The organism is Nocardia sp. NPDC003963, assembly GCF_053605105.1.
On record NZ_JBSGIP010000002.1, the window covers coordinates 197911 to 221338 of the forward strand.

Annotated in this window: 16 protein-coding genes and 4 tRNA genes; 7 read left to right on the top strand and 13 right to left on the bottom strand. The window is 68.8% G+C overall.

Translation table 11 applies throughout. From position 1 onward, the window contains the following. Positions 1-30 precede the first annotated feature (30 nt). Positions 31-2340 carry a SulP family inorganic anion transporter gene (locus tag ACWEWT_RS09530; protein ID WP_452557867.1) on the bottom strand — a complete coding sequence of 770 codons (2310 nt, stop codon included), beginning with the start codon at positions 2338-2340 and terminating at the stop codon, positions 31-33. 683 nt (positions 2341-3023) lie between these two features. Here ACWEWT_RS09530 and ACWEWT_RS09535 point away from each other — a divergent pair. Continuing rightward, positions 3024-3548 (top strand): hypothetical protein, encoded by a 525-nt coding sequence (locus ACWEWT_RS09535; protein ID WP_452557868.1) that lies wholly within the window; start codon positions 3024-3026, stop codon positions 3546-3548. A 149-nt stretch (positions 3549-3697) separates the two neighbouring features. Here ACWEWT_RS09535 and ACWEWT_RS09540 read toward each other — a convergent pair whose 3' ends face one another. Genes ACWEWT_RS09540 through ACWEWT_RS09565 form a run of 6 tightly spaced genes read right to left on the bottom strand, consistent with a single transcriptional unit; the run spans position 3698 to position 9159 of the window. Then, positions 3698-5068, bottom strand: a complete 1371-nt coding sequence (locus ACWEWT_RS09540) for an AMP-binding protein (protein ID WP_452557869.1) — start codon at positions 5066-5068, stop codon at positions 3698-3700. Continuing rightward, positions 5061-5663: an energy-coupling factor transporter transmembrane component T family protein gene (locus ACWEWT_RS09545; protein ID WP_452557870.1), complete on the bottom strand. Its 603-nt coding sequence runs from the start codon at positions 5661-5663 to the stop codon at positions 5061-5063. The genes ACWEWT_RS09540 and ACWEWT_RS09545 overlap by 8 nt, the downstream gene beginning before the upstream one ends. Continuing rightward, the gene (locus ACWEWT_RS09550; RefSeq protein ID WP_452557871.1) at positions 5660-6340 is read right to left on the bottom strand and encodes an energy-coupling factor ABC transporter ATP-binding protein; all 681 of its coding nucleotides are present in this window, start codon (positions 6338-6340) and stop codon (positions 5660-5662) included. The genes ACWEWT_RS09545 and ACWEWT_RS09550 overlap by 4 nt, the downstream gene beginning before the upstream one ends. Continuing rightward, entirely contained in the window at positions 6337-7464 is a 1128-nt protein-coding gene (locus ACWEWT_RS09555; RefSeq protein ID WP_452557872.1) for a thiolase family protein, read from the bottom strand. The genes ACWEWT_RS09550 and ACWEWT_RS09555 overlap by 4 nt, the downstream gene beginning before the upstream one ends. Further along, positions 7461-8582, bottom strand: a complete 1122-nt coding sequence (locus tag ACWEWT_RS09560; RefSeq protein WP_452557873.1) for an AMP-binding protein — start codon at positions 8580-8582, stop codon at positions 7461-7463. Before ACWEWT_RS09560 ends, ACWEWT_RS09555 begins: the two co-directional genes overlap by 4 nt. Continuing rightward, entirely contained in the window at positions 8575-9159 is a 585-nt protein-coding gene (locus tag ACWEWT_RS09565; RefSeq protein WP_452557874.1) for a biotin transporter BioY, read from the bottom strand. The genes ACWEWT_RS09560 and ACWEWT_RS09565 overlap by 8 nt, the downstream gene beginning before the upstream one ends. Positions 9160-9392: 233 nt before the next feature. On the opposite strand from ACWEWT_RS09565, the gene ACWEWT_RS09570 reads away from it, so the two are divergent. Further along, positions 9393-11729 carry a molybdopterin-dependent oxidoreductase gene (locus tag ACWEWT_RS09570; protein WP_452557875.1) on the top strand — a complete coding sequence of 779 codons (2337 nt, stop codon included), beginning with the start codon at positions 9393-9395 and terminating at the stop codon, positions 11727-11729. A gap of 1839 nt (positions 11730-13568) precedes the next feature. On the opposite strand, the gene ACWEWT_RS09575 is transcribed toward ACWEWT_RS09570, so the two are convergent. Next, positions 13569-13640 (bottom strand) — tRNA-Val (locus tag ACWEWT_RS09575). Positions 13641-13950: 310 nt separating this feature from the next. On the opposite strand from ACWEWT_RS09575, the gene ACWEWT_RS09580 reads away from it, so the two are divergent. From ACWEWT_RS09580 to ACWEWT_RS09590, 3 genes are all read left to right on the top strand, one after another. Then, a tRNA-Gly gene (locus ACWEWT_RS09580) sits at positions 13951-14023 on the top strand. A 44-nt stretch (positions 14024-14067) separates the two neighbouring features. Continuing rightward, a tRNA-Cys gene (locus ACWEWT_RS09585) sits at positions 14068-14138 on the top strand. Position 14139: 1 nt separating this feature from the next. Further along, positions 14140-14214: transfer RNA gene (locus tag ACWEWT_RS09590), tRNA-Val, on the top strand. Between the two features lie 63 nt (positions 14215-14277). Here ACWEWT_RS09590 and ACWEWT_RS09595 read toward each other — a convergent pair. Further along, on the bottom strand, positions 14278-15492 hold the full coding sequence (locus ACWEWT_RS09595) for a baeRF11 domain-containing protein (protein ID WP_452557876.1): 1215 nt from the start codon (positions 15490-15492) through the stop codon (positions 14278-14280). 363 nt (positions 15493-15855) lie between these two features. Between ACWEWT_RS09595 and ACWEWT_RS09600 the strand changes: the two genes are divergently transcribed. Then, positions 15856-17076 carry a hypothetical protein gene (locus ACWEWT_RS09600; RefSeq protein WP_452557877.1) on the top strand — a complete coding sequence of 407 codons (1221 nt, stop codon included), beginning with the start codon at positions 15856-15858 and terminating at the stop codon, positions 17074-17076. Positions 17077-17120: 44 nt separating this feature from the next. Here the strand turns inward: ACWEWT_RS09600 and ACWEWT_RS09605 are convergent, their stop codons facing one another. The 3 genes from ACWEWT_RS09605 to ACWEWT_RS09615 form a co-directional block, all read right to left on the bottom strand. Further along, positions 17121-18002: a hypothetical protein gene (locus tag ACWEWT_RS09605; protein ID WP_452557878.1), complete on the bottom strand. Its 882-nt coding sequence runs from the start codon at positions 18000-18002 to the stop codon at positions 17121-17123. Between the two features lie 182 nt (positions 18003-18184). Next, on the bottom strand, positions 18185-19138 hold the full coding sequence (locus ACWEWT_RS09610; protein ID WP_452557879.1) for a LysR family transcriptional regulator: 954 nt from the start codon (positions 19136-19138) through the stop codon (positions 18185-18187). 7 nt (positions 19139-19145) lie between these two features. Then, positions 19146-21722, bottom strand: coding sequence for an FAD-dependent oxidoreductase (locus ACWEWT_RS09615; RefSeq protein WP_452557880.1), 2577 nt, complete (start codon positions 21720-21722; stop codon positions 19146-19148). Positions 21723-21898: 176 nt separating this feature from the next. Between ACWEWT_RS09615 and ACWEWT_RS09620 the strand changes: the two genes are divergently transcribed. Next, entirely contained in the window at positions 21899-22432 is a 534-nt protein-coding gene (locus ACWEWT_RS09620; protein WP_452557881.1) for a GNAT family N-acetyltransferase, read from the top strand. A gap of 27 nt (positions 22433-22459) precedes the next feature. Here ACWEWT_RS09620 and ACWEWT_RS09625 read toward each other — a convergent pair whose 3' ends face one another. Beyond that, positions 22460-23269 (bottom strand): tyrosine-protein phosphatase, encoded by an 810-nt coding sequence (locus tag ACWEWT_RS09625; RefSeq protein ID WP_452557882.1) that lies wholly within the window; start codon positions 23267-23269, stop codon positions 22460-22462. Positions 23270-23428: the final 159 nt, after the last annotated feature.

Genomic DNA, 23428 nt, shown 5'->3' on the forward strand with positions numbered 1-23428 from the left:
ACCGACCCTGCACGACATCACGCCTACACCTCACGCAGTCCCCGCCGACGCCGGTTCGCGCTGCAATTGCGCCAGCAGCCCGTCCGCGTCCTCGATCGAAGCGATCCCGTCCACCCCGACCTCGATCAGCCGGGCGCTGGCGATATCGAAGAACAGACCGGAGACAGTGAGCCCACGCTCCTCGATCGCCCGGCGGACCGACGGATGCCGCCGCAAATTCTCCAGCTGCACCGCGATATTCACCATGCTCAACTGCTCCACCGGACCGAAGCCGGCCGCCTCCGCCGCGGCGCCCACCACATGTCCGGCCCGGTAGCGCGCCAGGCTCGGCTGCCCGTACTCGAGCCACCGGTCGATACCCGGACCCGCCGATTCACCCGCGTGCAGGGCGCCCATCGCCCCGCAGGACGAATGGCCGCAGACCACCACCGTACGAACGTTGAGTTTCTCCAGCGCGAAGACCAGCGCGGCCTCCACCGAGGCGTCACCCTGCTCCGGCACCAGATTGCCCACATTGCGCACCGTGAACAGGTCACCCGGCCCACTGTGGGTGATCACATTCGGCACGATCCGCGAATCCGAGCAGGTCAGGAAGAAGGAATCCGGATCCTGCCCCTCCCGCAACTCGTCCAGATGCGACCGCACCAGATGCGCACGGCTGCGATGGTAGGCGGCGATACCGCTGGCCAGCGGACCACCTTTGGTATGGGAACCTTTCGACGCACCGTTTCGATCGAATCGCCACGGCCCGAGTACATCGTCGAGCGAGACCCGGCCCATCCCCCGCGAGGGCGGAGCCTCCTGCACATTCGCCATCCGGGAGGCACCGATCTCCACGAAATCGACAGTGCCACCGTTGCTCTCGTGCTGCCGGGCCCAATCGGTGATGGCGTCGTAGGCGGCATGGTCGAGGAAGTCCACGGTGAGTTCCACCGTCACCTCGACCCCCGGTGGGACCTCGGCGAAGGTGCTGGACAGTTTCGGCAGGGAGAGGAACGTACAGGACCCGTCGATCCGGACCAGCCAGCGATCGGTGCCGCCGATCCGCTCCGCCGTCACCGCGACCCGTACCACCCGCCAGACCAGCAGCGCGAAAGCCAGCGCCAAACCGATCAGGACCCCTTCGAGGAGATTCAGGAATACCACCGTCACCAGGGTGACGACATAGACGAGCAGATCGCCGGTGCGGTGCGCGAGCCGGATATGCGCCAGTTTGACCAGCTGCATACCGATGACGATCAGCAGGCCGGCCAGTGCGGCGAGCGGGATCTGCTCCACCAGCGACACCAGGGCCACCGAGAAGACCAGCACCCACACACCGTGCAGGATCGACGAAGCCCGGCTGCGGGCCCCCGCGGCCACATTGGTGGAGCTGCGCACGATGACACCGGCAACGGGCAGACCGCCCAGCAGGCCGGTCAGCACGTTCGCCGAACCGAGGCCGATCATCTCGCGATCGAGGTCTGTCCGCGGACCGGTGTGCATCTTGTCGATCGCGACGGCCGACAGCAGACTCTGCACACTGGTGATCAGCGCGACGGTGAGGATCATCATGACCACGGCGGCCCAATCACCGTGCGGCAGTTCGGGCAAGCTGATCGCATCGAACAACGAACCGTCGAGCGCGACCCGCTGCACGTCCATCGAGAAGGCCAGGGAGAGCCCGGTCGCCACCACGATGGCCCCCAGCGCGCCGGGCACCACTTTGACGCGCTCGGGCAGATAGTTCCAGCCCAGCATGATGACGATAACGGTCACCCCGAGAAACGCCGCGGGAGCGTTCGCGGAGCCGATCCGGCCCGCCAGTTCGGTGATGTTGTCCCAGGCGGCGCTGCTGGATTCACCGCCGAGCAGGATATGGAGCTGCTGGAGCGCGATGGTGATCCCGATACCCGCGAGCATGGCGTGCACAACCACCGGCGCCACCGCGAGCGCCGCGCGAGCGACCCGGCTCAAGCCGAACAGGATCTGCAATACGCCGGCGACGGCGACAATGAAACATGTTACGCGCCAACCGAATTGATGAATCGACTCGGCGACGACCACGGTGAGACCGGCCGCGGGGCCGCTCACCTGCAGGGCGGAGCCGCCGAGCATACCGCCCACGATACCGCCGACGACCGCGGCGATGAGCCCCGCGGCCACCGGCGCACCCGAGGCGATCGCGATACCGATGGACAGGGGTAACGCGACCAGGAAGACCACGATCGAGGCCGGAACATCATGGCGCAGGATCGATTTCAGGTCCAGCGAGGGTAGGCGGGATCCGGGCCCGGCCGTAGTTACGGACGAACCCGATCCAGGCGGTGACGCAGCGGAATTCGGGCTTGTGGTTGCCATTGGTCTCCTTCGCCGACTCGGCACGGGCCGAGGTCGGTTGACGATCAACATGTCCAGTCGGGCACAGACCGCGAACCGGCATCTCGCGGTGAAGCAGCTCCTCGGCACGGCAACGAGCCGAGTTTCAAACCATCGCTATGGTATTGGTAAAGACTTAGCAAAACCTAAGAACAGCCGTCCCTGTCGGCGACAGCGCCACCACGAAGACCGAGTGGCGGCGATCCCGCCGTCGAGTCCGCCGCTATCGAACGGTCTCGACTATCAGAATACTGTTGAAAACCCATGCAGGACAGCTGATCGAAGCTCGGCCGACAGTGAGCGGACGCACTCTTCCCGTTCACCGTCACAACCTTGCCCGTGACGTCCCATCGATATGAGATGCCACAGTCCGGCTCCACATATAGTAAAGAACTACCCAAACTCGGCAATAGAGGTAGTGAGACGAAAACGACAATCGCTACCCAATCGATACGTGTCATTGAGACTCGGTAAACCACACCGTCCCGCGACCACTCCCGTGTGGCCGGGCCATCGCTGCGATCGACTCGCCTCGATGGATACGCACGACTCTATCGAAGATCGCCACGCGTTGACCAGCGGAAACACAATGTTTACCGAGGTTGCGGGTCCGGCGGACATCTCCCGGACGGGGAGCGTAACCTCCCGGCGATATCCTCCGCGCAATGTCGGACCGGGGCATAGAGTTCGAGCCGGATATCGGCGATCCGTTCCGCGTGAAGCCGACTTCCGGACTGCCGGAGGATGTTTCACGGGCGGAGATCTCCTATCGAGTGAAGGGCGGCCTCCGGGGCACCCGTGCGGTGCGCCGCTCCGGCGCCGAGTTCGCCCAGCTGCGCACCGCCGCCCGGAGCGGCTACAGCGGATGGGGCACCCCCGAACAGCTGACGCTCCGCGGCGCGGAGCACTACCTCGAACAGGTCCGGAAGCGAATACAGGAGCAGGACAACGAGATCCGCCGGATCTGTGCCTCGATCGACCTCGGCTGCCCCTGGTGCGAACGGGAACGGACCTATCTCGGCGTACTCGGCTTCATGACCGGGGTCGCGGGCATACTCACCGACCGCCCCGCCGAATGGGGCCCGGAGTTGATCCATCAGCACGCCTACCGCTGCGATCGATGCGGCTCGATGCAGTACTTCGCCGACGGATACCTGACCCGTCCGCTCCCCGGTCGGCCCCGGGCCTGAGCCGGACCGCGTCGACCTGCTCGGCCCGGCTACCCGGGCGACTCCGGATCCCTGCGCGCCGGCCGGACACACCCCTGGTTCACGAGCCCGATACAAGTGGCCGCGTCCGGCCCCACCCCGGAGTGCCGGGCAGCCGCGATACCGTCGGATCAGCCGAACAAGGTGGTCAGCGCACTGCGGTCCACTTTGCCCCGGGGCGTACGCGGCAGTCGCTCCAGCATCATGATCCGATCGGGCAGGCTCGGGCTCGGCAGTACCGCGCGCAGTCGCTTCCGGATCTCCGCGGGGCCGACGGCATCGTCGGTCACCACGACGGCGGCCACCGGGACCTGCCCCCAGCGCTCGTCGGCGATCCCGATACACGCGGCCTCGGTGACCCCGGGGATCGCGGCCAGCGCGGCTTCCACCGCCGCCGGTTCCACATTCAGACCACCGCGGATCAGCATTTCACCGTCGCGGCCGAAGAGACGTAATCTGTTGCCCGACAGTGTTCCCCGGTCACCCACCGAGAACCACCCGTCGACCGGACCGTCCACCACACCGGCCTCGGTCAGGTAACCGGTGAAGACCATATCGCTGCGCACCTGGACGATACCGTCCCGGATCCGCACCTCGACGCCGTCGAACAACTCACCCGCCGAACTCTCGTCACACTCGCCGAGGCCGCGATCGAACGAGACGAAACTCAACTCCGAAGCGCCGTAGAAATGAGTGAGCGTGGCGTTCGGCAGTACCTCCCGCAATGCCACCCGCCCCGGCCGCGGCCAGCGGGCCGCGGAGGACAGCACCTCGCGTACGCTGCCGATCGGCCCGGCCCCCGCCCGCACCACCTCCCAGGCGATGGCGGGCACCGAGTACAGATGTGTCGGGCGATCGGCCAGCGCCACGGTGACCGGACGCAGGTCGACCGCCGCGCCTCGGGTGAGCGCGTGCAACGCGCCGTACAGGAAGTGCGTGTGGTCGAGCACGCCCGGCGCCGAGACCCGGTCCCCCGCCCCGATATCGAATGTCACGTCGGACCGGTCGAGGGTCGCCGCCCACGAGCGTTGATCACGGACGAACAGTTTCGGTTCACCGGTGGTTCCCGATGTGATCCCGGCCAGGAGTTCGCTGCCGGGCCGGGCCCGGCCGGCCGGACCGGCCGATTCCAGATCCACGGCAGTGCGGATCGGACCCGCCCAGCCGAGCCGGCGCAGCAGCCGATGATGCCGGCCGGCGGCACACACCTGCGTCGGCCGGCTCAGCGTCAGCACCCGGTCCAGCTGCCGCGGCAGCAGATGCCGGTGCAGCAGCACCACACCGACCCCCGCGTACATCGCCGCCGCCACCGTGACCAGCGAGTCGATATCGGAGGTGGGCAGTACCGCCACCCGGTTCGCGCCGCCGAGCCCGGCGGCGGTACGGCCGACCCGGTCCCAGAACTCGCCGTAGGCGATCCGGTCCCGGGTGTCGACGACGGCCGTCGCCGACGGGTACCGCGCCGCCTGCCCCGCGATCCGGTCGGCGAGCAGTTCAGTCATCGTCCACCCCGCGGGCGGCGAGCGCGTCACCCATCGCGTCGGCGGTGCGCAGGGCCCGGACCAGTACCGGGGTCGCGAGCGCGGTCACCGACCACTGCAGACCGCGGGCCCGCCGGGCGTCGGCGACCTCCCGGACTATCCCGGCCAGCAGCGGCACACAGCGGATGGCCAGCGCCAGCATCAGGCCGATCCGCTCCGGGTCGGCACCGAGATACCGCAGCGGGCCGAGCGCGCGGGTGACGGCGTCCAACATATCGGTCACCCGGGTCGTCAGGGTGACCAGCGCGGCCAGCGCGACGGAGAGCAACAACAGTCCGCAGACCACCGCGGCACGCGCGGGTGAGGTCGTCAGCACCTGCACGACGGCGATCAGCGCCAGCATCCAGACCACCGGCCGCAACTGTGCCAGGGCGACCCGCCACGGGATCCGGGCGAGCCCGAACAGTCCGGCGACGACAACCGCGAGGATTCCGATCTGTACGGGGGTCCGTACGAGAACGGTGGCCGCCACGATGGCCGTGACGAGCGACAGCAGTTTCACACCGGCGGGGATCCGGTGCAGCAGCGAGCGGCCGGGAAAGTACAGCCCGATCACTCGATCAGCTCCCGATAGGCCGGTACCGCCGCGGCGGGGGTGCCGTCGAATACCACCGCGCCCTCGTCGACGACGATCACCCGTTCGAAACTGTTCAGCAGGCCGAGCTGATGGGTCACCACGATCACCTGCTGGTCCACCGAATCCAGCGCGGCGGCGACAGCACGCGCGTTCCGCAGATCCAGCAGGGTGGTCGGCTCGTCGGCGACGATCACCTCTGGATGCCGGATCAGTACGGCGCCCAGCGCCAGCAACTGTTTCTGCCCACCCGACAGCAGATGGGACGGATGTTCGGCGTGCGCGGCCAGCCCGAACCGGTCGAGCGTCCCCGCCACCCGCTCGGCGACCTCGGCTCGGCTCAGCCCGGTACGCCGCAGCGAGAACGCCAGATCCTCGGACACCGTCGGCATGACGATCTGGGAATCCGGGTCGGTGAAGACGAAGCCCACTTTGCGGCGGACCTGGGCGCCCTTCTTCGAGGCGTCGATACCGTCCACGGTCACGGTGCCCGAGCTCGGGGTCAGCAGGCCGTTGATCATCCGGGCCAGCGTCGATTTACCCGACCCGTTGGCGCCGATGATGCCGACCCGGCGTTCGGTGATCCGCAGATCCACCTCGCGCAGTACCCGGCGCTCGCCGTAGCGGTGACTCACTCCGTCGAAAACGATCTCGCTCATCCTGCCCGCTCCACGAGTACGGCGATTCCCTGCCCACCACCGATGGCACAGGCCGCGAGTCCGAGCGCGGGCCCATCCGGCCGCAACATCTGGCTCGCCAGCCGCACCAGCAGCACCGCGCCCGACGCACCCCAGGGATGGCCCATGGCGATCGCGCCGCCCTCCGGGCAGAGCACGGATTCGTCCAGGCCCAGCTCGTCGGAGACGGCCAGCACCACCGATGCGAAGGCCTCGGTGATCTCGACTATCCCGAGATCACCGACCGAACAGCCGGTGCGCCGCAGCACTTTCCGGATCGCCGGGACCGGCCCCAGTCCGGGCAGCGCGGGATCCGAACCGCAGACCGCCGAACCGAGTACCCGGAGCGCGGGCAGTCCGGCCGCCCGCTGTTCGCTCGTCACCGCCAGAACGGCCGCACCGTCGGAGATACCGCACGAGTTACCCGCCGTCGCGGTTCCCTCCGGTCCGAAACTGGGCCGCAACCGGGCCAGCCGCTGCGCGGTCATCCCCGGGCGGATGCGCTGATCGCGGCTCACCCCGGCCACCGGTACGATCTCGGCGCCGAAATCGGCGGCCGCGGCGCGGGTATGCGATCGGGCCGCGTAGGCGTCCTGGCGTTCCCGGCCGATACCGCGGATCCGCGCGAGGTCGTCGGCGGCGGCACCCATATCGGGGTCCGGGAACCCCTCGGGAGCGAAAGGGGCCCGCGTGTAGCGCACGGGCTCGTGCTCGGGCTCCGGCGGCCAGAATCGCCACGGCGCGGTACTGGCGGATTCGACACCACCGGCCAGGATCAGTTCGTCGCCGCCGCCGCGCACCCGTAGCGCCGCCTGCATCACCGCGTCCAGCCCGGAACCGCACTGCCGGTCCACCGTCACTCCGGGCACCTGCACCCCGAGCCCGGCCCGCAGCGCCGCCACCCGCGCCGGATCTCCACCGGGACCCAGACAATTGCCGAGCACTACATCGTCGATCTCGTCGTCCACCCCGGCCGCGCGCAACGAACCGGCCACAGCTTCCAGCACCGGGGCGGCCAGATCGATCACTGTCGACGCGGCGAACCCGTGACCGGCTGTGCCGATCGGGGTGCGTCGCGCGGCGACCAGAACAGGAGCGGTATTCACGCCAGCAAGTCTTTCAATCGGCCGCGTGCGACCTTTCCCGCGGTCGTGGTGGGCAGCTCACCGACCCGGACCCAGCGGCGCGGTACCGCTTCGCGGCTCAACAGCCCGCGCGCCCGCCGCCGTACGTCCTCGATTTCGATACCGTCCAATTGCACTGCCGCCGTAATTGTTTCACCGAGCACCGCATGCGCGGACCCGATCACCGCGGCCGCCACTACACCGTCTATACCACCGAGCACCCGTTCCACATCCTCGGCGACGACGGTGGTGCCTCCGACATTGATCGCCGCCTCGCCCCGTCCACGAACCTCGAGTTCGCGGTCGTCGCCGAGCACGGCCAGATCGCCGACACAGAACCATTCGGGCGCGCCGAGCACGGTGTAGGGCGATCGGACGTAGAGCAACCCGGCGCGGATCTCGGCGTCCACCTCGTCGAGCAGACGCAGTGGACCGGGTACGTGGCGCGCCGCGACCAGCGAGACCTCGGAGGAACCGTAGTACTCGACCACACGTAGCCGGTGGGCCGCCGCCAGCGCCCCGGGGTCGGGAGCGATCCCGGCGACGACAGCGGTACGCAGCTCGGGCGCAGCGCGCACCACCTCGCGCAGCACCGCCGGTACGGCGTGCACGACGGTGGCGTGCCGCGGCTCGTCGGTCACACAGGCACCGCGCCAGAGTGCGTGCAGGGCGCCGAACAGATGCATGGTCGCGTGCAGCGGGCCGGTGAGCAGGACTCGATCAGTGGCCGTCACACCGGTGATCGCGGTGAACGCCGGGAAACTGTCGTACCAGGAGGCCGCCGTACGGGCCAGCGGGCGGGGCCGCCCGGTCGACCCCGAGGTGGCGACCAGCAGGAACGCGGTGTCCGGCCATTCGGTCCGGACCGGCCGCGCGACAGGGTCCTCGACGGCCACCGGGACACCGCGACGGGCGGCCGCGCAGATACAGACCAGCGCCTCGGCGAGCGGCAATGTCGAGGCGTCGTATCCGGCCGGGCCCGGTTCGAACCGATCGATCCAGCGGTCCACGGCGCGATCGAGTCCGGCGTAGGTCAGGACCCGCCCGCCGATATCGAGTGCGGGCGCGGCGGCGGCCCCGCCGAGTTCGCGACTAGGCACGGATCAGCCCGGGATAGGCACGGTGTACGCCCTGGGCCACCACCGTCGCGACGACCACCTTGAGCGAATCCCCCGGCAGGAATACCCCGTTAGAGGCGATCGCCGACCACAGCCCGAGATCGGTGCGCAGCAGCAGCCCCACAGTGCCGAACGAGTAGATGACCACAATGCCGCCGATCGCGTTGATCACCAGCGCCGGCATTACCGGATACTTCGGCATGATCCGGGTCGTGCACAGACCGATGAACAGCGCCGCGGGGATCCAGCCCACCAGATATCCGGCACTCGGACCGGCCAGTGCGGTCAGCCCGGTCCGCCCGCCCGACAACAGCGGCAACCCGATGATCGTGAGCGCGACGAACACCGCGACGGCGGCCGTGCCCTTACGCGGCCCCAGGATCGCTCCGGCCATGATGACACCCAGGGTCTGCACGGTGATCGGCACCGCGCTGAACCCCAACGTGACGGCACCCGGTAACCCGAGCGCCGCGATCAACGCGGCGAACACCGCGATCTGTGCCATATCGCGCGCGGTGACACCGGCCCGCGGCATCCGCTCGTTTTCGACACCGCTCACCGCGATACCTCCGCCACACCAAGACTTGAACGACGTTCAAGATAGCAATCGCCTCGACCGGCTCACTCGGGCGCCCCCGGCACTCCCCGCACCGGTACCCCCACGTCGCGACGCCAGGGGCGCGCGAACTCCGCAGCACACCGGTTCCCCGACCCGTGCCCGCCCTCGACACACCGCCCGGTCGTACCGTGATCGGTGACCGGGATCGCCGAAAGACCGCTGGAAGGAACACGATGCCGCAGCCACTGCCGACCGCGACGCATTGGGGGAACTTCCTCATCGATCGCGACACCTCGGGTGAGATCCGCGTCACTCCGTCCGGGCACGATCCCGATCCCTCGCCGATCGGCCGTTCGCTGAGCGCGCTACACGACCCCGACCATCGCGTCGCCCGCCCCGCGGTCCGGCTCGGCTACCACCGGGACCGCGAGAACAGCGATACCTCGCGACGGGGCCGGGAACCGTTCGTCGAGGTCGACTGGGACGAAGCGCTCGATATCACCGCCGGCGCGCTGCGGTCGGCACAGCAGCGCGCGGGCAACCGCGCGATCTACGGCGGCTCCTACGGCTGGGCCAGTGCCGGCCGGTTCCATCACACACAGGGACAGATCCATCGCTTCCTGCGCATGTTCGGCGGCTACACCGCGTCGGTGGACACCTATTCCTTCGCCGCCGCCGAGGTGACGATCCCGCATATCCTCGGCATGAACGCCTATTTCGCGGCCCGGCAGTCGCCCACCACGGACGAGATCGCCCGGCACTGTGCCCGCATCGTCTTCTTCGGCGGCGGGGCTGCCCGGAACTCGCAGGTCAATCCGGGCGGTTACGGTGCCCACCGCTACCGCGACCAGCTCGCGACCCTGCGCGCCGCCGGAGTCGGCACCATCAATATCGGCCCCGTCCGCGACGATCTCGACCCGGCCCCGGCCGCCCGCTGGATCCCCTGCCGGCCGGGCACCGATACCGCGATCATGCTGGCGATGGTGCACACCCTGGTGGTGGAGGATCTGCACGACCGTGCCTTCCTCGACCGCTGCACCACCGGTTTCGACCGCTTCGCCGATTACGTGACAGGTCGCGCGGACGGTGAACCGAAAACCCCGGAATGGGCGGCCGCTCTGTCGGAGGTGCCCGCGCACGAGATCCGCGACCTGGCCCGGCTGCTGGCCCGCGAACGCTGCCTCATCGGCCTGCCCTACGCGTTGCAACGGGCCGAACACGGCGAACAGACCTACTGGGCCGCTTGGGCACTCGCCGCCGCATTGGGCCATATCGGGCTGCCCGGCGGCGGTGTGCTGATGGGCACCGGCGTCGGGATGACCAACAGTATGCAGCGCCGCTACCCGCCGTTCGAGATCGCCGCCCTACCGCAGCCCGCGAACCCGGTCTCGGATGTGGTGCCGGTGGCACGGCTCACCGAAATGCTGGAACGCCCCGGCGAAACCGTCGACTACAACGGCCGCGTCCTCACCTACCCGGAGATCGACCTCATCTACTGGGCCGGTGGTAATCCGTTCCATCACCACCAGGACCTCAACCGGCTGCGCCGGGCCTGGGCGCGGCCCCGCACCGTGGTGGTCAACGAGATCAGCTGGACCTCGACCGCCCGCCTGGCCGATATCGTGCTACCCAGCACCGCCGCCGCGGAACGCGAGGATTTCGCCGCCTCCCGCACCGACCACTGGCTCTCCCCCATGCCTCCGGCTCTGCCGCCCTACGCGCAGGCACGCGACGACTACGCCGTCTTCGCCGCGCTCGCCGACCGGCTCGGGTTCGGGGCACGGTTCACCGAGGGACGCACCGCGCGCGAATGGGTGGAACACCTGTGGCAGGTGACCGCGGAGAACGCGGCGGCAGCCGGTACAGCCCTCCCCGGCTACACCGAGTTCCGGTCCGGGCAACCGATCGATCTACGACCGTCGCTGCCGGAGAGCCGTCATGTCCTCGAACGGTTCCGCGACGATCCGGACCGCCACCCACTCGCCACACCGTCGGGGCGGATCGAGATCTTCTCCGAAACCGTCGCGGCTTTCGGCTACCCCGACGCTCCCGGCCATCCCGCCTGGTTCCCCGCCCGCGAATGGCTCGGCAGCCCACGCGCACAACGCTTTCCACTGCACCTGCTGTCCCACCAGCCCGCGACCCGCCTGCACAGCCAGCTCGACTACGGCGTCACCAGCCGGGAATCCAAGATCCGCGACCGCGAACCCCTGCGCATGCACCCGGCCGACGCCGCCACTCGCGGCCTGCACGACGGCGATATCGTCCGCGTCTTCAACGACCGCGGCGCCCTTCTCGCGGGCCTCCGGCTCACCGACGCCGTCCGGCCCGGAGTCGTGCAGATGGCCACCGGCGCCTGGTACGACCCCCTGGACCCCGCCGACCCGGATTCACTGGATGTACACGGCAACCCGAACACCGTCACCAACGATATCGGCACCAGTTCACTGGCCCAGGGCCCCTCGGTGAACAGCTGCCTGGTCGAGATCGAACGCTACGACGAGGAACTCCCACCTGTACGCATTCACCGGCTGCCGGAACTGCTCGAGGCGGACGCCCGCCGTCGCTGACCGATCGGTCGTGCCGGAGCCGGAGGCCACAGCTCACGGCGCGACCACCCACGAGTCGAACACGATATTGTCCGCTCGCGGTGGCGAGTTGGTCGAACCACTCGTCCGGATCCGCGTACCGCAGCCTGTTGTACGGCGGGGAGTACTCCGTGTAGTGGAACATCGCCCGGAAAGCGTCGGGATCGAGGCGGTCCCGGATGGGACCGAGAACCCGCTCTCCGTAGGCGACTCCGGACTCGTTGGTCGGGAAATGCGGGAATCCGTTCCGGATGGGCAGGTCCGCCACCTGTCCCACATTCGGATCGAACGCCGACGATCGCGTTAGTTCGCCTGTCCCCCAACGTATCTTGTCCTGTGCCCGAACCAGGCTTTCGGTCGACTTCCGCAATCCGCCGCCGAAGCCCTCGGCCCGCTCGCGCTCGGCCACCACTCGAAAATCTCCGGCGAGCCGGGCGGCGATCGCCCGAAAATCCGCCGCGGCTTTCATCTATCCGGCCGTGCCATCGAATGCGGCGACGCGCACGGAGCGTCCAGCCGACGGCCCACGGGTGCGCGTTCCCGGCTCCGGACAGTGTGAGCCCCAGTGCACTCGAGGAGTACAGGCCGGAATCACACCATCCCATCGGGTTCGTGGCCGACGGTGACAGCGTGCGTCGGCTCCCTCGGCCACGGCGACACCCGCTACCGAACGCGGACACCCCGCGCTTCCGAATCCGACCATGCCGCGCACGCACCCGCGGGGGCAACGGGCCCGCGAGATCCGGCGGCCCGGCGGAGTCCGGCCCGGGTCCGTCCACGCCCGGTGTCCGGCGACGATTCCGGCCGGGTGCCGCGCCGGAGGCACTGCTCGACGTGGCAACCTGTCATGGCCTCGGCCGGCCGGTGGCGCCGAGACCTGAATATCGGTACGGCGACCGCGGCCCGGCCAACAGTGGGAAATTGTCGGCGCTGAAGAAATAGGACTTTCGGGATACCCTGTTCCGTGGTGGACAAATTGTGCGATCAGATCCCACATCTTGTAGACCGCCCCCGGAGCACCGGCGCACAGTTATCGCCGGTGGCCATTCCTGTTCCCGAAGGGAAATGAACATGATCCGTACCGTTGTAAAATTCGTCGGTCTCCCGATAGTTGTCGCTTCGGCTGCAGTCGCTCTTTCGGCAACTACAGCCTCCGCGCAACGCCACGATATCGCCCCGCCGCGCCCCGACCTTGCTACCGTCGCCGGTCAGTGTGTACTCAAAGCAGCAGGTCACAGCCCATTCCAGGCTTGCGTTATCGCGGCGCTCGAGTCCTGAGGGTAGTCACTGCGGCGCGCGCCCGAAGACTCGCCGGAAGCTTCGGGCGCGCGCGTCCCATGCAAACCGGAAACGCATCGAATCTCCCGACGACACGTCGAAGGCGACCGCGTCCGACAGTCCGGTGGTAAATCATGGATCGGGTCCGTACCCCGACAATCCTCCGAGACAATATAATTTTTACAAATAGTTCACCGGATATATCCATCGACATGTGCAGATGTCACAATTCGCAGAATTGACATTGTTCCCGATGCACAAATAATGAATAGCCGAAGCAGAAACTGTTCGTCGCGGACTGCGCGCCCCGACGAGCCGACCCGCAGCGGTAGCGCGCCGGCGCGGAGGCAACCGAGATCGGGCCTGCACAGCGACCGACCCCGGCAATGCCCGTGCCGCGAGCCGACCCGCGGCGAATCCGCGTGCGACACACATACCACCGAGGCCGGACCTCGGCGGTATCCGGCGGCCGATCCCGTTCTCCCAGCCGGGGCGGACACGAAAAAATCCCCCTGACCCGCATACGGGACAGAGGGATTTCAGTGGTCCCAGCTGGGATCGAACCAGCGACCTTCCGCGTGTGAGGCGGACGCTCTCCCGCTGAGCTATGAGACCGGGATGAACCGCTCGGGAGCTTTCGAAGCCCGCCGAACGAGTACGAACCTTAACACGCACCACCCGCTCGCCACCAAATCACCCGGTTGTCATTCGGTTCCGCGAGATCACCGGCCGCGCGACACCCCGTACCCGCGGGAGCCGGCGCCGATATGCGATGCGCCCGCCGGGCGGCGCAGCCCACCTCGGCCGGAAATGACATCCATGTAATTCAGGTGCCCCTACCAGGCGATTTGTAGGTTCCGCCGAACGTGGGCTAATGTTCTGTCTCGCACCACGGAGGACAGAACAGCCCCCGGGGATGCGAAATGCGGATGTAGCGCAGCTGGTAGCGCATCACCTTGCCAAGGTGAGGGTCGCGGGTTCGAATCCCGTCATCCGCTCGAGAGGTAGGGCCAGGCGCATTGAATGCCTTCCCCCTTTGCGCGGTGGAGTGGCCGAGTGGTGAGGCAACGGCCTGCAAAGCCGTGCACACGGGTTCGATTCCCGTCTCCACCTCGCGCGATTAGCTCAGCGGGAGAGCGCTTCCCTGACACGGAAGAGGTCACTGGTTCAATCCCAGTATCGCGCACCAGTTCAGAACAGTTGAGAGGCACTTTCCGGTATCCGGAGAGTGCCTCTTCGCTGTTGCCGGAGCTCAGGCCGCGTAGCGGAGAATCCCCGCGATCTGCGCACCGTCGGGCAGATCGCCGGCGCGGACGGCCAGTACCCGACCACCGGTCATCAGGACTCGGCGACTGATCTCGTCCAGGATCCCTGGGGTATCGGTGGCGTCCGGTTCGCCGAAGGTGACCGAGCCGTCGGCCGATACGGTGCCGGGGACCGAGGCGTCGATATCGACGAGCAGAGTGTCGACGGCGCCGGCGACAGCCGCCTTCGCGAGATCGGAGACATCGGTGGCGGCCCGGCCCGCGCTGCGACGCTCGTTCAGCAGATCCGTGAGTTCGGCCAGCTCGGCGGCGTAGTGGCGGTCCAGAATCGCTCGGGAACGCTCCGCCAACTCCTGATCGGACGCATGCTCCGGATTGCCGGGGATGCTCTCGGCCAGTAGGTTGTCGTAGCTGTTCACCGAGCGGAACAGGGAATCGATCGGTTCGGTCGCGGCGAGGATCAGCGGAACGCGCCGACCGGACAGGAAATCACGGAGTTCGGTATCGATGGCACGGGCGTACTGACGGGCGCGCATTTTGCGGCCCTCTTCGCCCTGCACCCGCCGTTTCGGAGCCCGGTCACCGAGGCTCGCCTTGCCGGCGTGATCGGCCGAGCTGCTCGGCAGACCCGGGATCCGCACCGTGTACGCCGGTTTGTCGGCGGTGACCTCCACCAGGCGGACGCCGCCTTCGGCGAGGGCCAGGACGAACGCCGACTGCGGGAACGTCACCGCGCGGAGCAGGCGTTTCAGGTAGAAGCGGTCGCCCACCGTTTCGGAGGCGTTCAGTTCGTTGGGTAACCGGTAGGTACGGATCCGGGTCGGGGTGGCCAGGGCGACCAGGGTGCGCGACTGATAGCGCCAGAACTCGGCGTCGTCGATGTGGAGGTCGAACTCCTCTTCCAGGGCGGTCCGCGCCGCGGGGTCGGTGACCTTGTCGAGAGCGCGCCGGACCTGGTCCCAGAACGCGATCCGGTTGCGGTCCGGATCGGCCGAATCGGATTCGGTGGGGGTGTAGATCGAGACGCACCAATCGTCGGTCAGGGCCGCGAGCGCTTCGATTTCGCCGCGGGTCGGGATATCGGTGTGCAGCACGAAATCCTCCACATCTGTCGGTCGGATCAGCGCGCCGATATCCGGTGCAACCGTGTCCGAACTCTCGGCGGCCGGTCGTAGCGGGATCTTCTCCGCTGCTGTCCGCACACGTCGGCCGGTGGATCGATGCCGCTTCGGCAATTGCTCGGCAAACCTCATTAGATCACAGGTCCTGGGCGCAGATCCGCCTCGTCGGAATCTCCGCGGCACCCGGGTCGGACGCACCCGCAACACCGGCTTCCGGCACCGCGTACCTATCAGCCATCCAGCCGCTACCGGCCCCGGAAGCCGGTGGGCGGAAGTCCCGGCCCGGCCCGCCGCAGACGATTCCCGGCCGGTCGGGGTGCTGCTACCGGTGGGGGCGCGCCGGTGGCGCCTCCCGGCGGCCGCCGGGATTGTCGGCGGACGAGGTTAAGCTGACCCGCACGAGTTCGAGCCGACCGGTCCGCCGGGTCCCGACAGGGGGTGTGTGTGCAGACGGAACCAGCCCGCGACGTGCTGCCCGACGATCCGGCCGGGTCGGAGATCGGGGACTCCTTCCCCGATGATCTGCTCGATCACCTGTCCTTCGAGTTCGAGGAATGTATCCACGAATTGGCCGGACTCGTCGACGATTACGCCGTCGACCGGGAACGGGCCGGGACGATCCTGCGGCTGCGGCTCGGTATCTCCGGAGACCGCCCGGAAACGCTCACCCGGATCGGCGCCCGGCTGGACTTCTCCCGTGACCGCGCGCGCCAGTTGCACACCAAGGCGGCGGGCGAACTGCTCCGGCACACCGCGCGCGCCGGACGGCTACCGGTCCCGGAGTACGCCCGGCGCTACCCCGTGGGCACCCGGGATTCGGTGCTGACGCGCGCGCTGCTGGCCGAAACCTATGCCACCGATACCGATATCGCGGTGAACGATCTGTCGTACCTGAAATTGCGCCTGGCCGGCCATACCGCCGCCGACGCGAAACGGGTCGCGGGCTTCGTCACCCAGCGCATCGTGGGCTGGCGCAAGAAGACGAATCATCTGCTCTCCCGGCTACGCGCCGACGGGGCGCCCGCCGGACCACCGCCGCCGTGGCCCAACCGGATCGACTGGCCCACCGGCTCCGGTTCACCCGCTCCACTGCCCACCACGCCGGCGCGCACATTCGACCTGGACGACGACGGCCGCGGCCGGTTCTATCTGCACAAGCCCGGACGCGACATCGGATTCGATTCGGGACTGGAGGCCCGGCTGCTGCGCCTGCTCGACACCGACGACCGGATCCGCACCTTTCAGGAATACCCGGACGCCGTCGGGTATCGGGTCGACGGCGAGGAATATCTGCACTTTCCGACCGTGGTCGCCGAACTCACCGACGGACGCCGGGTGCTGATCGACGAACAACCACTGGGGCATATCGGTTTCCGGATGAACCGGATGAAGTCCGCGGCCGCCCGGGCCCGGGCCCACGAGAACGGATGGGGCTGGCTGCTCTGGACGGGCAGCTCGGTCGGCGAATCGGAGCTGGCGGCCCGCCGGGTACCCGCCGGGATCGAGAACCGGCTCGCCGAACTACTCGCCGAGGGCCCGGTCCGGCTGCCCGCGCTGCGACAGTTGCGGGCGAACACCGGTTTCGGCCTCCTCGACCTGATCACGCTGGTGGTCCGCCACGAATGGCAGTGGGACCGGGCACCGTTCCGGTTGGCCGCCACCTAGCCCCGGGCGGTACGGCATCGCGCGGGTGGCGGCGCGGCAGCGGGTCAGGGTTTGACCAGCATGGTCGCCGCGATGAAGGTCCCCAGCAACAGCATCACGAAAACGACTATCAGCTGCCAGTTGTCGATGGTTTTGTGCAGGCGGCGGATGGTGTCCTCCAGCGCGCGGTGCACCCGCTCCTGATCGGCGATCCGGCGATCCACCGCGGCTACCGCCTCGGCCTGGTCGCGCGCACGCTGCGCGGTACGTTCCATCCGGGCGACCATCCGGGCGAGCTGCTGCTTCTTCTCGCGCACCGCCTGCCGCGTCACGGCCAGGGTGGTCCGCTGCGTCATCAGTTCCAGTCGCTGCTGTTCGAGCAGCTGCGCCTGGGTCCTGGTGTGCTTCTCCCAATCGGTCACGGCCGCCCATCCCTTCCGCACATGGTCGCGGTATCCCCACGCCACCTCACCTGTCACCCACTGCCGGAGGAACTCCCGCAACTCGTAGGGTCGTTCACCCGGCACTGCCAGACCGGTGGGGCCGGTTTCCAGCATGCCGGACACCGCGCGGTACTCACAGGAGACGGGAGCGAGATCGGCGATACCGAGGGCGGGCAGCTGGGACACCCAGAAACCGGGGGCGCACAACCACAGCACGCCCGAATAGCCCAGTGCGCGCAACCGGTCCGTATGTTCCTGCGCGAGTTCCTGGGTCAGTGGGCCGGTACGCACCTCGATCGCGAACTGCTCGGTACCGCGCCGCCACCACACGTCGACCGTGACGGGACCGCAGCGCCGGTCCACCACCGCCTCGTCCGCGCCGAACGCGAGCAGCCGGCTCGCCAGCCAGTACTTCAGCCGCTGCGCGTCCCACTGTGCCTCCACACAGCGAGCACAGCCGCAACCGTAACCCGATGTGGTCTTCTCCGCGGTGTCCGTACCCACCGGACCGTCGGATATACCCAGGTCGGACAACATCGTCCGGCGCCCACACCGCATTTCAGTCCGCCGCTTCGTCTGCATGCGACCACCCATCTAACCCGTCCCACCATGTCGGCCCGGCACCATGCCGACATATTCCAGGGTGCTCCACAGATGCCGGTCAACGCCAGGTTTCTGCCCAGCAGTTACCCAGATGGGACCCACGGAACCCTCACGTCCGGCAGTGTCCCGGTCACCGGATCCGAGGCCGCCAAGACCGTGCGCACCAGTGTTCGCAACCACGCGTGCGCGGGATCGGGGGTGTTGCGCGGATGCCAGGCCAGGGAGATCGTGACTTCGGGCAGCGGCAGCGGGATCTCGAAGGAACACAGACCCAGGGCCGGCAGCGCGGTCGTCGCGACGACCGCCGGGGCCGGGCACACCGCGGCACCGGAGCGCACCGCCAGCAACGCTGTTGTCAGATCGGGGACAGTGGCCACGACGCGGCGGGTACGGCCGTGCAGGGCGAGCCGGTCGTCGATGGGTCCGCGCGCGATACCGCGTGCGGAGATGCTGATATGGGCCGCGGCGGCGTAGGCGGCGACGGTCACCCGATCGGTGACCAGTGGATGTCCGGCAGCGGCGACACCGATCAGCCGGTCACCGCGCACCCGTTCCACCCGGGTCTGTGGATCGGCCTGTGCGATGACCCCGACCTGGACGTCGATACTGCCGTCGCGCAGCGCATTGGCCGAGGCGGCGGTATCACCGGGGACGAAGCGCAGGGTCACCCCGGGGGCCTGGGCACGGACCTCGGTGAGCAGCCGGGCGGCGAGTTCGGGAAGTACCGCGTCGTCGACGTGCACCGCGAAACCGCGCACCAGGGCGGCCGGATCGACGGTATCGGGTTTCGCCAGCAGCGCCCGGCCCTGTTCGACCAGCGCGCTCACCTCGAACCGCAGTTCGAGCGCCCGCGGGGTCGGCACGAGTTGACGCCCCGCACGCACCAGCAGCGGATCGCCGTACACGCGACGCAACCGTCCCAGGGTGCGGCTCATGGCCGGCGGTGAGGTGTTCAGCCGTTCGGCGGCCCGGGTGACACTGTTCGTCTCGAGCAGGGCGTGCAGCGCCACCAGCAGATTCAGATCCAGATCCGGCACGGCCGGATCAGGTGCGCGAGGACGCGCCGGTGGCCTGCGTTTCGGGCTCGGTCGAAACCGAACCGGTATCGGCGCTCACCGACTTCGCGGGCTCCGATTCGCCGGCGGCGGACGCCGAATCCGTGGACTTCGAACTGCCGGTCGGCGAAGCCGGAGCTGTGGACTTCGGCTCGGCAGCCGAGGGTGCCGCATCCACGGACTCGGGTTCGACGACAGCGGACGCCGTATCCCCGGACTCCGACTCGACGACAGCGGACGGTGAGCCCGGAGACTCCGACTCGGTGGCCGACGGTGCCGCATCCACGGATTCCGTTTCGGCGGCCGGGAAGGCCGAGTGCGCGGACTCCGTACCGGACTTGTCTTCGATACCGGCCGGCGCTGCGGTATCGGATGTCACGTCTGTATCCGCGGTCTCCGGTTCGGCCGGACCCGGTTTCGATTCGGGCGAATTCGGTGCCGGCGCGGCAGCGGATGCCTGTTCCGGGGTACGCGGTGTCGCCGGGGCAGCGGACGGCTGCTCGGGCATCGCGGCGGGGTAAGCGGCCGCGGCGGCCTGGGCCGCCCGCATATCGAGCCGGACCGTGGGGCTGTTGGATCGCGCGGCGATACCCGCCGCACGCTTCTCCGCGGCGGCCCGCCGCGCGGCATCCGGGTCCCGCACGGCATCGGCCGACGCGGCACCGGGCGCCGGTGCCTCCGCGGATTGTCCATCGGGCGCGGGTGCCGGAAACTCCGGCCGCGGCGTGTTCGGAGGTTGTGGCGCATTCACGGGCCACCGTGTGTGCACCGGCTCGGGGGCATTACCCGGGTGAGGCCGAGCCGCCGGTTGCGGGGTCTTCCCCGGTACCGGTTGCGCATCCCGGTTCTGTTCCGGACCGGACGGGCGGCCGGCCGGTACCTGGAGAATCTCGGTGCGATCGGCGGCGCCGGGAAGCGCCGAACCCGGCAACTGCACGGTCGGGGATTCGGATGCCACCGGCTGTCCGCCCGGCGATCCGGCCCGTGCCGGACCGGTGTGGATCGGTTCGGTCGCACCGCTCTGCGCCACCGTCGGCTGCGGTGGTGCCGCGGGCGCGGCACCGTACGCGGCGGAGCCCGGATCATGCGCCACCGGCGCCCGCTTCCGCCGCGACACCGCCTTGTAGTCACCGGGCCGGGCGGGGCGCACCCATTGCGCGGCGCGGGCCGCGAGCGGCAGTTTCACTCCGAGATCGGCCAGCAGTTCGTCGATATCCCGCAGTGCGTAGGGGGTGACCGAGGTGCCGTGCGCGTGATGCCCGCCGGTATGTTCCTGCATCCAGTGCAGCCGGGCCTCGATCCGCTCGTTCATCGTCTCCGCGGGCGGCAGGGACAGGTTCCGGGTGAGCAGGGCCGAGGTCCAGTGCGCACCCACTTCCGCACCCACCGCGCTGAGCAGCGACGAGTTGTAGCCGGCGAAGGTCAGATGCGGTACCTGGAGCGGCAGGATCTGCCGGTACAGCCGGAAATTGCCGTTGTCGTCGGTGAGCTGCCGCTGCACGTACGGGGTCAGGAAGGGTACACGCTGCTGGAACCCGGTGGCACAGACGACGATATCCGCGCGGACCAACCGGCCGTCGGACAGTTCGGCGTAGGGCGCGCCCTGGGTGCCGCCCAGCGCGACCACATCCGTCCCGCCGTGGACAGTGATCCGGCCGGCCGCCACCTGTTCGGCGAAACCGTCCGCGGCCAGGCCGAACGCGGCCTCGTGTGCCTGTTCGAACCGCACGGGCGGTACCAGCCCGAGTTCGGCGGCACCGGAGCGCTGCGCCACGAGCGCTTCGACCAGATCGAGATTGCTCTCCCGGAAGGACCGGCCCGGACCGTGCAACAACCGCTCGAACCGGCCCGGTTCGGGATGCGGGAAATGGGCGGCGCCGGTACGGGTGAGCAGCACCCGTTCGGCATCCAGTCCGGTGGCGAGACGGCGCGGCATCTTCCACAGCAGCCGGCGGGCGACCACCGTGGTCTCGGCGGCCACCCGGCTGATCTCGGTGGCCAGATCGCAGGCCGCGGCGCCGTAGCCGACCACGACGACCGACCGGTCGCGCACCGCGTCCACATCCAGGAACTGCGTGCTGTGACCCAATTGACCACCGGCGCGCCCGAATTCGGTCGCACCCGCGAAATCGGGAAGCGCGGGTTCGCTGAACACACCGTTGGCGATGACCAGGTGATCACAGGAGGTGCGGTGCACCCCGTCGAGGTCGCGGATTTCGAGCAACCAGCCGCCGTCGACCGGATCGGCCGCGACCACCTCGGTGCGCAGCCGGAGCCGATCGGTCAGGCCGAACGCGCGCACATAGCTCGCCAGGTACTCCTGCATCCGCGCTCCGTCGAGCACCCGCGGATAATCCGCGGGCATCGGATGGTCGGAGAAGTGGTAGGTGTTCTTGCTGCTCTGCGCACGTAAGCCCGGGTAACGGCGAGTCTCGCTCCACACGCCGCCGATATCGGGGGCTCGGTCGAACACCTCGACCGCGAACCCATCCTCACTCAGGACCTTCGCGCAGACCAGACCCGCGATACCCGCACCGACGATTGCGATGCGGTTCCCGCTCCTCATGGGCGAGAGATTACGTCGGATGTGTCCGGCAGCAAAGCTGAAGGCTCCATTACGCCTATCGCCGCAGGTCGCGAGAGGCCGGGCGCGAACCCGGACGACCTGCCCGCATGCGGCACCCGCACCTGCCGGACCTGCGGACACGCCGGTGCGCCACCGGCCTGTGGTCTCATTGGGATATGACCACTGTCACCGTGGACCGGGCCGGACTGTGGGACGCCGAAGCGCTCAGCGATGTCGCCGCCGCGACCTTTCCGCTCGCCTGCCCACCGGGTTCGGATATGGACGATATCGAGGTGTTCCTGGCCGAGGTCCTCTCCGGTGAACGCTTCGGCGAATACCTGTCCGATCCGGCACGCACGGTTCTCAAAGCGGTTGCCGACGACGAGATCGTCGGATACGCGATCCTGCACAGCGGCTCACCGGCCGACCCCGCGGTGGCGGCGGCCGTGGCGCTGGAACCGGTCCTGGAGATCAGCAAGATGTACGTGCTGCCCGGCCATCACGGCGCCGGGGTGTCCAGTGCGCTCATGCACGCGGCCCTGGCACAGGCGCGCGGTGGGGGCTGTGCCGGGGTCTGGCTGGGCGTGAACCAGCAGAACCTGCGTGCGCAGCGTTTCTACGCCAAATACGGCTTCCGGCAGGTGGGTACGAGAACTTTCACCGTGGGGCGGCAGGTGCACCACGATTACGTACTGCGCCTCGAATTCTGACGGGCACCGTTTCCGGCCCGATCGCGTTCAGCTCAGCATGCGTTGTTTCAGCGCCTCGATCTGCGCCGGGCTCAGGCCCAGGCCCTCGCTCACATAACGATCGAAACTGCCGTAGCTGCGTGCTACCTGATCGAAAGCGGCGTCGAGCCATTCCCGCTGGACCCCGCCCACCGGGTCACCGGGGGCCGCGGCGCGGTAGTGGTTGGACAGCAGATAGTCCTCGGTGACGGTGGCCCGGTCCACACCGAGCACCGTGAGCAGAACCGCGGCGGTCCAGCCCGTCCGGTCCTTGCCCGCCGTGCAATGGAACAGCACCGCCCCGGGTTCGGGGTCGGCACCGGACTCGGCGATATCGCGCAGCACTCCGGCCACTGCCCGATCGGCACCGGGGGCGGTGATGAACGCCCTGTACAGATCGCTGCCCCCGGCGAGAGTCGACATCAGTTCCGGCAGCGGGGCCGCGCCGATCATGTCGTACCAGTTGGCGCGCGCGCCGGCGGGAATCCGGTCCGGGCCGAGGGCGCGCTCGTAGACAGTGCGCAGATCGTCGACCTCACGGACCCCGAGGCGGGTCAGCTCGGCCAGATCCGCGGGGGTGAGGTTGTTGAGCTGATCGGTACGGAAGGCGATACCGGTACGCACGGTGCGCCCGTCGGCCGTGCGATAGCCGCCGAGGTCGCGGGCGTTGGGCGCACCCGCCAGATGCAGGGACCGGTCGACGGTGAGCAGATCGGCGGCCGCCGGCGGCACGGCGATACCCACCGCCGCGACGGGTCCGAACGCCATCAGAGCTCCGGTGAGAACAGCGGCCGGTACGCGCGCCGAACGATGAACCATGGCGGAACTCCCATCGTGCTCGCCGGCACCCCCGCGCGGCGTGCCCGACTCAGCAAACCAACCCGGGAGTCCCGGGTCAACCCGGAAACGGCGCGTCGCGGCCTGTCGTCCGCGCCGGCGCCACCGTGGTCCGGCGGGCCCGGCTACCGCCGGGCTGCG